Source organism: Solibacillus sp. FSL W8-0474 (genome assembly GCF_038004065.1).
Classification (GTDB): Bacteria; Bacillota; Bacilli; order Bacillales_A; family Planococcaceae; genus Solibacillus; species Solibacillus faecavium.
This window is the reverse complement of sequence record NZ_JBBOQJ010000001.1, coordinates 1,636,984-1,649,975: the sequence shown is the minus strand read 5'-3', so window position 1 is coordinate 1,649,975 and position 12,992 is coordinate 1,636,984. Positions and strand designations below refer to the sequence as shown.

Here is a 12,992-nt window from a genome sequence, read left to right as displayed (position 1 = left end):
AATTGCTTAACCTTCTTTTAGTGATGATATAATATTTATTTTACTAGCTGTAGTACTGGAAATCCAAGAAGCAAGGAGACTTAGAGAAACACCAGCAATTAGTGCCAGAATAATATTCCCTAAAGGTAATTGAAAAGATATAAACCCTCCCAACAGTTCGGATTGGCTACTTGTATAAAGTAAAACTACTCCTGAAATTATACCACCAATAACCCCCGACAATCCTATAAGTAAGCCTTCGCCAATGATCATCTTTTTAACTTGCTGTTTTGTAAAACCAAGCGCTCGCATTGTCCCTATCTCATTGGTGCGCTCCAACGTATTCATTAATAAAGTGTTGGCTGTACCGATACTAGCTAGTCCAATGATTAAAACTAACATGATTAAAATCAACTCATTCATACCGATTAATGCTGAAGTAGTTGATTTAATTTTATCTTCCACCGTTTCTACTTTTGAGAGATGAGTACTGAAATCCGACCATAACTCATTACGTAATCGTTCACCATTATATCCGTCATTTAAAGTTATTAACATGTCGAAATGATTCGCCCCACCAAATTCATTATCTAAATGATTCTTATCCATAAATGCAACATAGCCTGAGTAATTCGATGTCTTCACTACCTCAAGGACTTCAAGTTGTTGTTTACCTGAAGGTGTATTAATGGAAATATATTCTCCTATACTTCCACCCCATTCATCAAAAGCCCTTTCGCCGAGTACAACAGAAGGTTCCTTTGCCAGTTCATCATATAAATTCTCCTTTTTAGAACTCTCAAACAATGTGGGTCCTTCTTCACCTACAGCAAAGATAGAAAACTGTCTCTTCTCCCCATCAGTAGTTACCCATGTAATTGGCGTAGCTTCCGTTAAAGGATTCACATTTACAACAGCGTCATACGATAATAATTTTTCTCTATCCAGATTAGACCAAGGTGCTTCTGATGAAACTCTGAGGTCTCCTCCATACGTCTTCCTGATTTCATTTTCATAACTTTCAGGTGCGGATTCAATAACAGCACTTAGTAATAATATTACTGCAATCCCCACAGCAAGAATGGCAGCAGTATTAGCATTTCGATTTAATTGTTTTGTAAGGTTTTGCGTTGCCAAACTACCAGAGTAACCGAAAAATAATTTTAAAACAGGTTTAAATACTCTGCTCATACCAAGTAACAAAAATGGAAACAACAAAATGATGCTTGCCAAAATCGCTAAATAAGAAATGGGATTATTGATAAATACAAAAGCAAGCAAGCTAACACCCAGAACTGCCCTAACTTTGTATAGGCTTCTCGATGATTGAGTTTGATTTGCCGTTTTTAATGTCACTAACACAGAGGTTTTCCCCGCATTGTAAATAGGAAATAATGAAGATACAACAGGAAATAAAATTCCGATTATTACCGCTATTAATGCAGGTATTTTCCAATTTAATGTGTAAACCATGTCAAATTCAAATACGCTTAGTAAAGTTTGCATGAACAAATCTCCAAGCCAAATTCCTATAGGCACCCCAACAACTGTACCTATTAGCCCCAACAGTAGTACTTCAATAAGAATAAGTCTGGAAACAGAACTTTGTAGATATCCAAAACTTTTCATGATTGCAAATTCCTTTTTTCTCTCCATAACACTTGTATAAATCATATTAAAAACAATAAATGCACTAATAAACATAGATAACCCAGCAATTAAGTAAAAGAATGTGTATAGTCCTCCTATATCGTTACTTTGCCGATCATCCGCTACAACTGGTTGTACATATGCATTTGTATTACGTAATTCTTCTTGGAGAGATTGAAAAAGCTTCTCTCCATCTTCATTTGTTTGAAATCTAACATAGGAAAGTTTGTCCTCCATAGCAGTCCATTCTTGTAATAATTCTAATGGAGCCATGATTCGGAAGCTGGTTGATTCAGCACGTTCCCAGTTATTCGGACTTGCAAGTAACGGTGTATATTCAACAATGGCGGAAACCTTAGCTTCTCCCAAATCGGTAAACCTAATTGTATCTCCTACATTTTTATTTAACAGATTTGCAACAGCTTTTGGTATTACCAAACCTTCATTATTCAAACTTCCTTCAATTACAGGAAGTTTCAATAAAGAGCTGTTTTGATCATTCACGCCTGTAATTCGGACGGATCTTTGATTTAGAGATTGGTCACCCTCCAGTTCAAAAAAAGCTTGTTTATCAAGTGCAAGCATAGTTTTCGTCGCAATTGGACTAGTTAAAACTGAAGAAACCACATCCTCAGAGTAAGTATGCTCATCACTTAGAATCCAATAGTCCGCATTTGCTACATACATTTCTTCATAATAATTGAAAACATCATTTGTTGTTTTATCTGCAATAAGCATAGATGTTACAAAAGCTATCCCTAAGATTATCCCAAGTAGGGAAATAAAAAATCTTTTTTTATTTTGTGTTATATTACGCCATGAAATTCGCCACATATTTAGCATAATTGTCATCCTTTCTAGAAATCACTTGATCAATAACACCATCCTTAAATAGAATGATTCGATCAGCAAATCCAGCTGCGAAAATATCATGCGTTACCATAATGATTGTTTGATTGTTTTCTCGATTGAATCTAGATAATAAAACGAGTATTTCTTCGGCTTTAACTCTATCTAAATTCCCTGTTAGTTCGTCTGCTAATAGAACGGAAGGGTTATTAACTAATGCCCTGGCTATAGCAACTCGTTGTTGTTGACCGCCACTCAATAAATTAGCACGTTTCCGACCAAGTCCTTTCAATCCGACAGCATCAAGCAGTTCTATAATAATTTGGTTCTTCTTTTTAGTTAAACTGCCATCTGCATGAAGAGGGAAAGCTATATTTTCTTCTACACTTAATGTAGGGAGTAGCTGATAATTTTGGAATATAAAACCCATATACTTTCTACGAAATATCGTTCTTTCTTTTTCCGTCATATTACTTAAATTATTTTGATTTATTACTATCTCTCCTTCAGTAGGGACATCAAGCCCCCCTAAAAGTTGAAGTAATGTGCTCTTTCCAGAACCACTTGGACCCATTATAGCTACAAATTCGCCTTCTTCAACGTTCAAATCAATTCCCTTCAAGACTTCCGTTCTTTCTTGCCCCTGTATAAATTCCTTTTTCAAATTGCTAACCTTAATCATGTTTTAATTCCTCCCATCCTTTCAAAAACATTATATACTAAGTATATAATACATAAAAGTAAATTTCTTTAAATTACATTAATAAATATGATCTATCTATAAAAAACCCCTAAACATAATATATACTTAGTATACATTATGTTTAGGGGTTTTTATTCTATCATTAAATTTGACTGTAATACAATGCTTGAAATATCAATTCTAAGGTATCTGTTTAAATTTAGCATCTATATTGTTAAGGAATTTTTTGTAATTTTTGATAAAGCAGTACTGTAACTATTTAATTTTTCAACAAACTTTAGTTAAAGGTTGAGAATTGCTAAATAACTCAATTGAAAAAATTGTTAACTTTATATACACTTTAACTATCATAAGTAAAGGGAGTTGAACTCATGATGGCATGTATTGCATTAGACGTTTTCACAGTAACAAGAGCAAAAATTCCGCAAGGGTTCAGTAGAATAATCCTTACTGCTGTTCCCTGCTAATTAATTGGAGGGAAAAATGATGAAGCATTATATTGAAAAATTTTTAACAGGTGAGAGAATCACTTTACGTAAAATTTCAAAAGATGATTATGAGAATTTCTATGCAATTGAAGATGTTATGGAAAGTAGATTGTTAATGAATGATGAGATTCCATTTCCACCAACTAAAAGTGACCATGAAAAGTTTCTAAGTGAAGTAAATCCTGAAAAGGATGAATATATATTCGGAATTGAGTTGAAAGATAAAAAAATCTTTATTGGGACAATATCTGTATACTCAGTGAATTGGAAAAACAGTACTTGTCATGTTGGTGTTTCTATTGGCCCCGACTACCAAGGAAAAGGCTTTGGAACAGATTCTATGAAAATATTGATCAACTTTATATTTAATTATATGAATTTAAATAAAATAAAGCTTCAGGTATTTAGTTTCAATAAAAGAGCATTAACCTCTTATGAAAAATGTGGATTTTCTTTAGAAGGGACTTTAAAAGAAGAGCTATTTAGGTTTGGGAAATTCCACGATATTTATTACATGGGGTTACTAAGAAAAGATTGGGTGAATTTACAGGGTTAAATATTGGTATAGCAGCGGTTCAAAGATATGTAAATGGAAAAGAAAGTTCAAGGAAAGTAGCGGCTGATATAGGGGTATCCCATCGTTACCTATTAACTTGGGTGAAACAATATGAACATACCGGTGTAGAGGCCTTTGTAAAAGCGAAATACTCTTATTAAGAAATTGATATTATATATTGATTGGAGTGAAGGGCCAGTGTAGCTGACGGCTACAAGCAAAGCTTCCTGAGGAACAGCGAAATTTATTTTGCGCCGAGTAACCGCAGAAGCACCGACACCTAAGACGTTCGTGTAAGGCGGTGCCCCCGGAAAGCGTCCCCGTAACTGAAATCAATTCTGGCAGAAGCAGAAAAACATCTATTTTTTCTTTGAAAATAGATGTTTTTCGTTTTGTCACAGGCTCATATTGTTTTTGACATCGTTATATATTTCCATTGTTTGTTCATAAATAGCATTATTTGGTTCAATTTGATAATTTCCCGAACTATTTCTTAGATGAAAAACCCCCTTATCATCTAATACTAAAATGCCTGAAATTTGTCCATCATAGATAAATTGTATCGTTATCGCCTTTTCATAATTAATTTGTTGGTTGGTTTGTCCACTAATATTCTATTTGATTGTAAGCCTTCACAAGTGACTGAACAGTTTCTTTATCTACTTTGTTAAATCCCTCATACCAGCTCTGTCCATAGCCAATATTAATGTAATCCGCTTTAATTTGATTTACAGAGTTATTGTTACATCCGCTTACAATTAAAAATGCAAATAGTAAAATAAACGTAAATAATAATTTCTTCACAGTTTCACTTCCTTCAGTTTAGAATCGCAATGCAGACAAGTATAGCAATCTTTTAATATTGAGTGGCTAAATACTGCCCCATAAGCTGCAAATGATAGTAAAGGAGTGACGCAATTATTCCAACAGCTAAAATACCAAGCGTATCCGAATTATAACTGATATCACCAGTTGTAATAATAAACAAAAAAATTAAAGTACTAACTATCCCCGCTAAAATATAACAAATGAATTTACTCAAGTATTTTTTACTTCTTGAGTAATTTTCATGTTTTACGCTTATTTTATCTATTACAAATGACCAAATAACACCTGCAATAATAAAGACAGGACCAGAGTATATAGCGTAGATAATAAAAAGTCCTGTTAGAGAAATATATGCTGTATTCGGTTCTCTGTTAGAAACTGGTGTGTATGCAATTATAGCAAGCGCAACACAAAATATGAATGTTGCAATAACTCCCACTAATATTCGTTTACCTATTTCACTTACCATTTAATACCCCCCCCTTATTAATCATCACCCTACTGCTACAGTTTTCACACTTAACTAACCTGCTGCGTTCGGTTAATTGTAAACCATAGCCAAACATTTTAATTCTATATATCAAACTACTTTTTCAATAATTTCACGAAAAAAACCCTTTATATATTTTAAAATATAATAACCAAAATTATCTTTTTTTGTTTTTTACCGTTGTATGTATAATATGCAAAGTGCAAGTGCAGCTTCAACCTTAAAGCGATGAATAAGCTGATTGGAATGGAGGGACCGTGACTCCACAAGGAACAAGCACGCGTGGAACTAAATTGTGCCTGCCTTCTTGGCACAATTTAGTTCGCTGGAGCCGTGCCTGCGGAAAGCGTCCCGGAATGGAAATCAATTTTTTCACCAGCAAAAAAACGCTATTTCTTTCAAGGAGAGTAATGGCATATTTGGGTTATGTCCCATTGTCCTTGAAACTACACTTCATAAAAATCACGATACAACTCTTCCAAATTACGTTTTAACGGATTTACCGACTGAATTTGTATATTGTGCTTAAGTAACCATTGCAGATAGATTTCAATCGAGTATGCCGCATCTGTAATCAGTCGATTTTCATTTATTTGAAATGGAAGTTCACTACCTTGCATTATATGAGCAAGGTCATGATTAGGATCACATTGAATCTCATAAGGTACATCAACCTTTGATTCGAGTTGATTCGTATGAAGGTTTCCCTCTTTAATAAACCAGATTGTATCAGTCAAATCCTCTAGTATATCGAGGTTATGTGTGGAAATGACAATGCTGATTCCCTGTCCATGCAGTGTGCGGATCAATTGTTTTAATTCAATAGTGCTTGTTGGGTCCAATCCGTTAAACGGTTCGTCCATTAAAATAATGAGCGGCTTTGTCAAAATACTTACCGCAATAAATAAATGTTGGCGCATCCCGTAAGAATAGGATTTCACAGGCTGATTCACATAGGAGCGAATTCCGACTAGATCTATAATATCCTCGATATCATTAGGGGGAATTTTATAGACATTGGCAATAAACGACAGATGATCATAACCTGTTAGTTGCATATACAAGTAATTATCACTCGGTAAAAAAGAGATATATTTAAAAAATTCAGGGCTATTATGAGAAATGTTATTTATTTGAACTGAGCCGCCATTTATTTCTTCCAGCCCTAATACTGAGCGCATTAACGTTGATTTCCCTGCCCCATTTGGTCCTACAAGGCCGATAATTTCCCCGCCTCCAATCGAAAAATTAATATTTTCGAGAACCGATTTATTTTTATACTTTTTTTCGAGCTGATGTACGTGCAATACCATTAAGATGCCACCCTCCTTCTAAATAAAAAACCGATAACGAACAAGAAGCTTCCGCTAATGAATAAAATGACTGTGCCACTTAGAAAATTTACTTTCCCGTTGTTTGCTTCAATAGATTTCCAGCCATCTATCACATTCCAAGTATCAAAATAGACAAACGGATTATAAAAACTGCTCGTTAATTCAATATAATAGTTTCCAGCAGTATAGCCTGCAATGACAATCAAGAACGTCACAATAATAGCTGCGTAATGGTTTTTCATCATTTTTCCTATGAAACTAAACAGGCTATTCAAAAAGTAAATTTGAGCGATAATAAGAATTCCGCTTTTCACAAGAAGTGCAGCCAGGCTATCAAAGTAAAAATACGCATTATCGGCTGTTGAAAGGAAAAAATGTCCCTCTATCCTTTCCCTCGCATAAATCAAAATCGGGTAATTCGCTTCCCCAAAGCCCCCAATAAGTATGGCAACGAGGAAAACGATCGTACTGCTAATAAGGAGTAAACTACAGGCAATCACGAAATTATAGAGCCATTTCGTTATATAAACAGATGTAAGTCGAATCGGCTTCGTTGCTAAAAAGTTAATCGTTGGATTAGGGCTGCGCTCCTCAGCCATCGTTGTCCATAACAGTAATACAAATAGAAGCAATACAAACAGCATCATATTCCAATCCATAAATTTGTAGACAGTGAACAAACTGCTGTTGTCATATTTAGTATTTTGTTCCTGGAAAAGCTTTAACCTTTTAAAATGGTCATTATCAACAGCACGACTCGGATCATGAAAATTAGAAACCCATTTATGTCCAAGTGGCCATGGGGTAATCCCCTTGTCTTCCAGAATCATTTGCTGCTCTTCAGATGCCATATCTGTCAAAGTGCTTGTGCTTTCACTGTCTTTATATGAACCTGGCTCCAGCGACTTCATAACTTTACGAAAAGTTTCGGAAAAGTCAGGGGAATTAATCTCGCCTTTTAAACTTTCCACTGCATCATACCGATTTTCCAATTGTTTTATCATCAATTGGAACGGGTTTTGATCCAGTATTTCCATTTCTTCTCCGGCTTGCTCCGCCATTTGCTGTTGTAATGCCTGTTCGAGTTCAAATTCTTCCGCGACCATTTTCCAATGTGCCTGATCTTGAATAATTTGATTTTGATAACTTTCAATCGCTTTTAATGCTTTGTCAGGGAATGTTTGATACTGCTCATTCACTGCAATAACGACGCCGCCAATCATTCCGAATAATAAAATGATAGTAAAAAGAATATGTCCTTTGCGATTCTTTTTTAAATGCTCGAATTGCAGAAGCTTAAACTTCTGTGTTGATCGATACTGCTTTTTTGTTGTATTAAGTTGAGGTACTGTAAACTTGATATTTTTTGTTCGAATAATAACATACGCAATGATACTACTAATAATGAGCAGCAATAGCATGCCAAGTAAATACAGAACAAAACGATTTGAAGTCAACAAGTGCGGTTCATATGAAGCAATCAAGTGAATCGGGTTGCCTATTTGGAATCCAGTCTTTAATGAAATCATGTAGCTGATGAAAACCAGCATACTAATGACAAAGAACAGGACGCCTAAATTGGCTTGCTGCTTGAACAGGCAAATTGTTATAAGCAATAGAAATGAAATGAAAATCCCCCAGCCAATCGGAATAAAAACTAGCCACTTCCATACAGGTACCAAAATCATTTCTGAACCGACGGCTACTTCCAGCGGGTAAAAGATTGTATTGACATTCCCAGTTAATAAGGGAGGTAAAAATGATAGAATACTTGCTATTAAAATATACATAAATACGATACTTAGTAATGGAACTAAGTATCCGTAATAAATGGATGTATTGGATAATGAGTTTATTTTAAAGAAATCAAATAGCCATTTTTCTTTGTCAGCCATATATTTAAAACAAAATACAAGCAGGAGCATAAATATAGTAATTGGGCTAAAAAAAATCTGGAATAACTGCTTTGTAAAGAGGGCCGTTTTATAGGGAGTGATCTGCTCTGTATATGGGAGATCATATTCAAGTAAATGTTCGGCCATAAGTCGCTCAAACTTTAATGTATCTTGATTTAGGTAAGGTATAAATTTGGTTGTGGCGGTATATGTTTCGTACTCATTTATATAGGCAAGCTGTTGTTGTGCAATCTGGAGATCCCCTTCATTAATCTTTGCCAATATCTCTTTTATATGCTCTTCTTTCACCAAAAGAATGTCCAACGATTCCCGTTCATCAGGTGTTAGACCAATAACGCGGTCTTTCGTTAGCATACTGGAAATTAAAAGACGAACAGTTTCTTCACGATTGTCGAATGTTTCCTGCAACTCGTTCTTCGTTGCACCCGACTGCGTACTATTAATGCCCAGCAGTATACAAACAAGAAGCCCCATTGCAATCGGAAACAGGAAAATATACTTACTTTTTAGCCATCCCTTCATAAGAAAATGGATTATTTCTTTCATATATCCCCCTCCACTCATAATTTTGCAACTACTAAATTTAAATCTTATTAAGCTATTGTTCTTTTTTCATTTTAACATTTAAAATCCAAAATATGTATAAAGTGGTTAAATACCCTTCCGTAAGTTGGGGGTGACAAAATTGAAATAATAAAATTTTCTATTGAAGCCTGTCCTGATTAGACATAAAATGAATTTCTGCAAAAATGAAGAGATATAATAGAGTATTTCCCCGCCGCCTCGCGATAGCGTGGCTTGACTGGGGTTATTTACTCCACTCAATAACAAGGGCAAAATTTTGGATTGGTGGGCGAAAGAGGGGTAAAAACATTTAGTAATGGGTAATAAAAAAGGTAGCCTATTAACCTAGGCTACCTTTTCAAACTATTTCTTATTTGGTAAATTCATTTTACGCTCCAATAACTTGATGCGGTATTTATAAATCGCATAAATTACTGCTAAAATTATAATGAGAATAACAAATGGTTGTAGGTATTGCTTAAACAGCTCTCCTGCCTGTTCCCAATTTTCACCTAGCTTAATACCTAAATACACATAAAGCGCGGTAATTGGAAACATTGCTAAAAACGTGTAAATTGAAAACTTCCATACATTCATTTTTGTCATCCCGCACGGAACGGAAATCGCTGTACGGACGATTGGCATAAAGCGTCCGAAAAAGGCGACACCAGCACCATATTTTGCGAAAAACTTGTCCGCTGCATTTACTTGCTTTTCATTAATCAAGAAGAACTTCCCATACTTCAGTACAATCGGACGACCACCATAGCGACCTACCGCGTATAATGTCAATGGCCCAATTGTTCCACCTACAGTACCTGCAAGCACCATTAGCCAATATTTATATTCTCCCTGAGATATCCAAAACCCGGCCATCGGTAAGATGACTTCTGCCGGAATAAATTCAAAGCAGAGTGCTAATAATACACCCAAATAGCCTAACCCTTTAAAAAACTCAATCATTGGTAAAATGATTGTATCTAACAACAAAAACAACTCCAATCATTTGCAATCTCCAAAGTCAAAATCGACAGAAACCGATTTTACCCCTTTAGTCCACTTCTACATTCATATAGCATACAAAAACTTGGAACGTTTCACAATAGAAATTCCGAAAACCTACCACTTTTATGTATGTTCTCCTTTATAATAGAACGCCGTCCCGCCAATAATGTTGCCTTATTCATGATATTGCCCTATTAGAGTAGTGTATGTATATGCAAAAAGCGATATGTCACAACCACTTTGACATTTTCCTTTTCTTAATAGGCTAGAGTATTAGAGAGAAAACAGTAAAATTCAGGAAACTTTAGTTATCCTTTTAACGTATATATTATTAGTCTTACATATATTGGAGGTTTCAAATGAATAATCAACCTACGTTAAGAAAATTTTTTGTGCCTATTATTTATTTAGCTGAATGGTTTCTTTTCTTATTTGTTGCTCTTTGCATTGCTACTTTAAATATGATTAATTTAGTGAATATTATTACTGTCGACATGCCTTGGGAAGAACCACTTATTTTTACATCATCATTTATTTTTTCTTTGTCATTTGTAATAGGACTAGCAATCATTTGCTTTTTTTACAATAAGTTTTTAATGGGAAGTAAAGCGTATCAAAAATTTAAAAAGACTATATGGGGTATTCTTTTTGGATTGAACACAATTAGTTGTGTACTTTGTGGGATCCTTATTTATGGTTTCAATTTCTTTCATTCTGATGGAATACTACTGCTTATAATTACTTTATTAAGTGCTGTAATAACAAAAATATTTATTTCTAAAAATTAGTATCATAGAAATTATAACTATTCTACATATAAATCCATACAAAATTTACTCTCCTATAAAATTAAAACGGATCTGGAAAACGATTAATTTTCCAAATCCGATTATATATTCGGCTATAAGACAATTAATTATCCTTTAACAGAACCTGCTGTAATCCCTGCAATGAAGTAGCGTTGCAGGAATAAATATGCAAGAATCATTGGAGCTGATGCTATTAAGACTCCAGTAAATAATAGTGGATAGTTCGTCGCATATTCTCCTTGGAATTCCAGCAATGCAAGCGGAAGCGTTTTATAATCATTATTCGTAATAAATAATAATGGATACAATAAATCGTTCCAGTGCATTACGCATAAGAAAATTGCTGTCGCTGCAATTGAAGGCAATGATAAAGGCAAGGCAATCTTATAATACATTTTAAATTCACTGGCTCCGTCAATTGTAGCTGCTTCAAATAATGATTTAGGAATAGATTTCATAAATCCAGTTATTATAAATATAGCAACGGGCATTGTGACAGCAATATTTACTAAAATTAAACCTAGCAAACTATTTGTTAAGCCTAAGTTATATACTAGCTGATAAAGCGGTATCATATTTACTTGAGCAGGCACCATCATTCCCAGCGTAAATAACGAAAAGATAATGACCCCAATCCATCCAAACATTCTCGTTACACTATATGCAATCAAACTTGCAAACAATAGAGTAAGCGTTACAGAGAAAAACGTAACAATTACACTGTTCATGAAATAACGGGACATTGGTTGTTCCGTAAAAATGGATACGTAGTTTTTAAAGCTAAGGCTGCTCGGTAATCCTAATATATTTGAAAATACCTCTGATGTAGATTTAAATGTTGTAAGAACGACAATCAACATAGGTATAATGACGACTAAAGCAAATAATGTTAAAAGTATGAACCTTATAAAACGCATGTCACTTCCCCCCTATTCCTGTACCTTACTAGCTCTCAACATTCTAAATTGCAGTACTGTGATAATAGCAATAATAATCATGAATAAGACCGATTCAGCTGAAGCATATCCGAACTCAAAGCTTCTAAATGCAGTCGTATAAATGAGCGTTGCCAAAATTTCCGTTGAATAATTAGGGCCACCACGCGTCATTGCGAAAATCAAGTCGAATGCTTTAAAGGACTGAATGGTCGTATATGCCATAACAATAGTCGCTGATGGGGCAATCATCGGCCAAGTAACATACCTAAAACGCTGCCAACGACTTGCGCCTTCAATATTAGCCACCTCATATAAATCTTCAGGAATCGCTTGTAATCCTGCTACAAAAATGACTAACATTTGACCTGTATGGAACCAAACTTGTGTTACAGCAACTGAATAAATAGCTATATTTTGATTACCTAACCAACTTTGCTGTAAAAACTCAAGATTTAAATAACCTAGAATCGTGTTTAATATGCCGATATTTGGGTCATAAACAAATGACCAAATAAACGCTACAGAAACTGAACTTAAAATTGTCGGGAAAAAATATAATGCACGTAAAAATACATTTGTTTTTGTATTTTTAATTAAAAACAGTGCAAACAGCAATGAAAAGCCCGTTTGGAAAATCAAGACAAATAGCATAAATTTCAAGTTATTGCCCATAGCCTTCAAGAATATAGAATCATTTGTAAGTATATTTATGTAGTTATCAAATCCAACTATGTTAAAGTCTGGCGAAAGTCCGTCCCAATCTGTAAAAGAGTATATTACAGCATTAATAGTAGGAATGATAAAGAAAGTAGAATATAAAATTAAACCTGGAATTAAAAATAATAGTAAGACCTTATTCCTTTTTAAGTTCATCCAATCATCC

The 12,992-nt window shown here is 34.5% G+C and carries 12 protein-coding genes; 3 read left to right on the top strand and 9 right to left on the bottom strand.

Annotation, left to right across the window (positions count from 1 at the left end):
* Window positions 1-6 precede the first annotated feature (6 nt).
* Together NYE67_RS08060 and NYE67_RS08055 are read right to left on the bottom strand one after the other, a co-directional pair.
* The gene (locus NYE67_RS08060; RefSeq protein ID WP_340730894.1) at window positions 7-2,472 is read right to left on the bottom strand and encodes an FtsX-like permease family protein; all 2,466 of its coding nucleotides are present in this window, start codon (window positions 2,470-2,472) and stop codon (window positions 7-9) included.
* Window positions 2,441-3,160 carry an ABC transporter ATP-binding protein gene (locus tag NYE67_RS08055; RefSeq protein WP_340727705.1) on the bottom strand — a complete coding sequence of 240 codons (720 nt, stop codon included), beginning with the start codon at window positions 3,158-3,160 and terminating at the stop codon, window positions 2,441-2,443. Before NYE67_RS08055 ends, NYE67_RS08060 begins: the two co-directional genes overlap by 32 nt.
* A gap of 507 nt (window positions 3,161-3,667) precedes the next feature.
* On the opposite strand from NYE67_RS08055, the gene NYE67_RS08050 reads away from it, so the two are divergent.
* The gene (locus NYE67_RS08050) at window positions 3,668-4,225 is read left to right on the top strand and encodes a GNAT family N-acetyltransferase (RefSeq protein ID WP_445683009.1); all 558 of its coding nucleotides are present in this window, start codon (window positions 3,668-3,670) and stop codon (window positions 4,223-4,225) included.
* Window positions 4,204-4,386: a transposase gene (locus NYE67_RS08045; RefSeq protein WP_340727703.1), complete on the top strand. Its 183-nt coding sequence runs from the start codon at window positions 4,204-4,206 to the stop codon at window positions 4,384-4,386. The genes NYE67_RS08050 and NYE67_RS08045 overlap by 22 nt, the downstream gene beginning before the upstream one ends.
* A gap of 445 nt (window positions 4,387-4,831) precedes the next feature.
* On the opposite strand, the gene NYE67_RS08040 is transcribed toward NYE67_RS08045, so the two are convergent.
* The 5 genes from NYE67_RS08040 to NYE67_RS08020 form a co-directional block, all read right to left on the bottom strand.
* Complete coding sequence (locus NYE67_RS08040) at window positions 4,832-5,029, bottom strand: hypothetical protein (RefSeq protein ID WP_340727702.1); 198 nt, start codon at window positions 5,027-5,029, stop codon at window positions 4,832-4,834.
* A gap of 52 nt (window positions 5,030-5,081) precedes the next feature.
* A complete protein-coding gene (locus NYE67_RS08035; protein WP_340727701.1) occupies window positions 5,082-5,522 on the bottom strand; it encodes a hypothetical protein in 441 nt (146 codons plus the stop codon).
* A gap of 467 nt (window positions 5,523-5,989) precedes the next feature.
* Complete coding sequence (locus NYE67_RS08030) at window positions 5,990-6,856, bottom strand: ABC transporter ATP-binding protein (RefSeq protein ID WP_340727700.1); 867 nt, start codon at window positions 6,854-6,856, stop codon at window positions 5,990-5,992.
* The gene (locus tag NYE67_RS08025) at window positions 6,856-9,339 is read right to left on the bottom strand and encodes a hypothetical protein (RefSeq protein ID WP_340727699.1); all 2,484 of its coding nucleotides are present in this window, start codon (window positions 9,337-9,339) and stop codon (window positions 6,856-6,858) included. Before NYE67_RS08025 ends, NYE67_RS08030 begins: the two co-directional genes overlap by 1 nt.
* Window positions 9,340-9,720: 381 nt before the next feature.
* Window positions 9,721-10,320 (bottom strand): DedA family protein, encoded by a 600-nt coding sequence (locus NYE67_RS08020; protein ID WP_191699434.1) that lies wholly within the window; start codon window positions 10,318-10,320, stop codon window positions 9,721-9,723.
* A 401-nt stretch (window positions 10,321-10,721) separates the two neighbouring features.
* On the opposite strand from NYE67_RS08020, the gene NYE67_RS08015 reads away from it, so the two are divergent.
* A complete protein-coding gene (locus tag NYE67_RS08015; RefSeq protein WP_340727698.1) occupies window positions 10,722-11,150 on the top strand; it encodes a hypothetical protein in 429 nt (142 codons plus the stop codon).
* A gap of 128 nt (window positions 11,151-11,278) precedes the next feature.
* Here the strand turns inward: NYE67_RS08015 and NYE67_RS08010 are convergent, their stop codons facing one another.
* Complete coding sequence (locus NYE67_RS08010; protein WP_340727697.1) at window positions 11,279-12,088, bottom strand: carbohydrate ABC transporter permease; 810 nt, start codon at window positions 12,086-12,088, stop codon at window positions 11,279-11,281.
* A gap of 12 nt (window positions 12,089-12,100) precedes the next feature.
* Window positions 12,101-12,982 carry a carbohydrate ABC transporter permease gene (locus NYE67_RS08005; protein ID WP_339216095.1) on the bottom strand — a complete coding sequence of 294 codons (882 nt, stop codon included), beginning with the start codon at window positions 12,980-12,982 and terminating at the stop codon, window positions 12,101-12,103.
* Window positions 12,983-12,992: the final 10 nt, after the last annotated feature.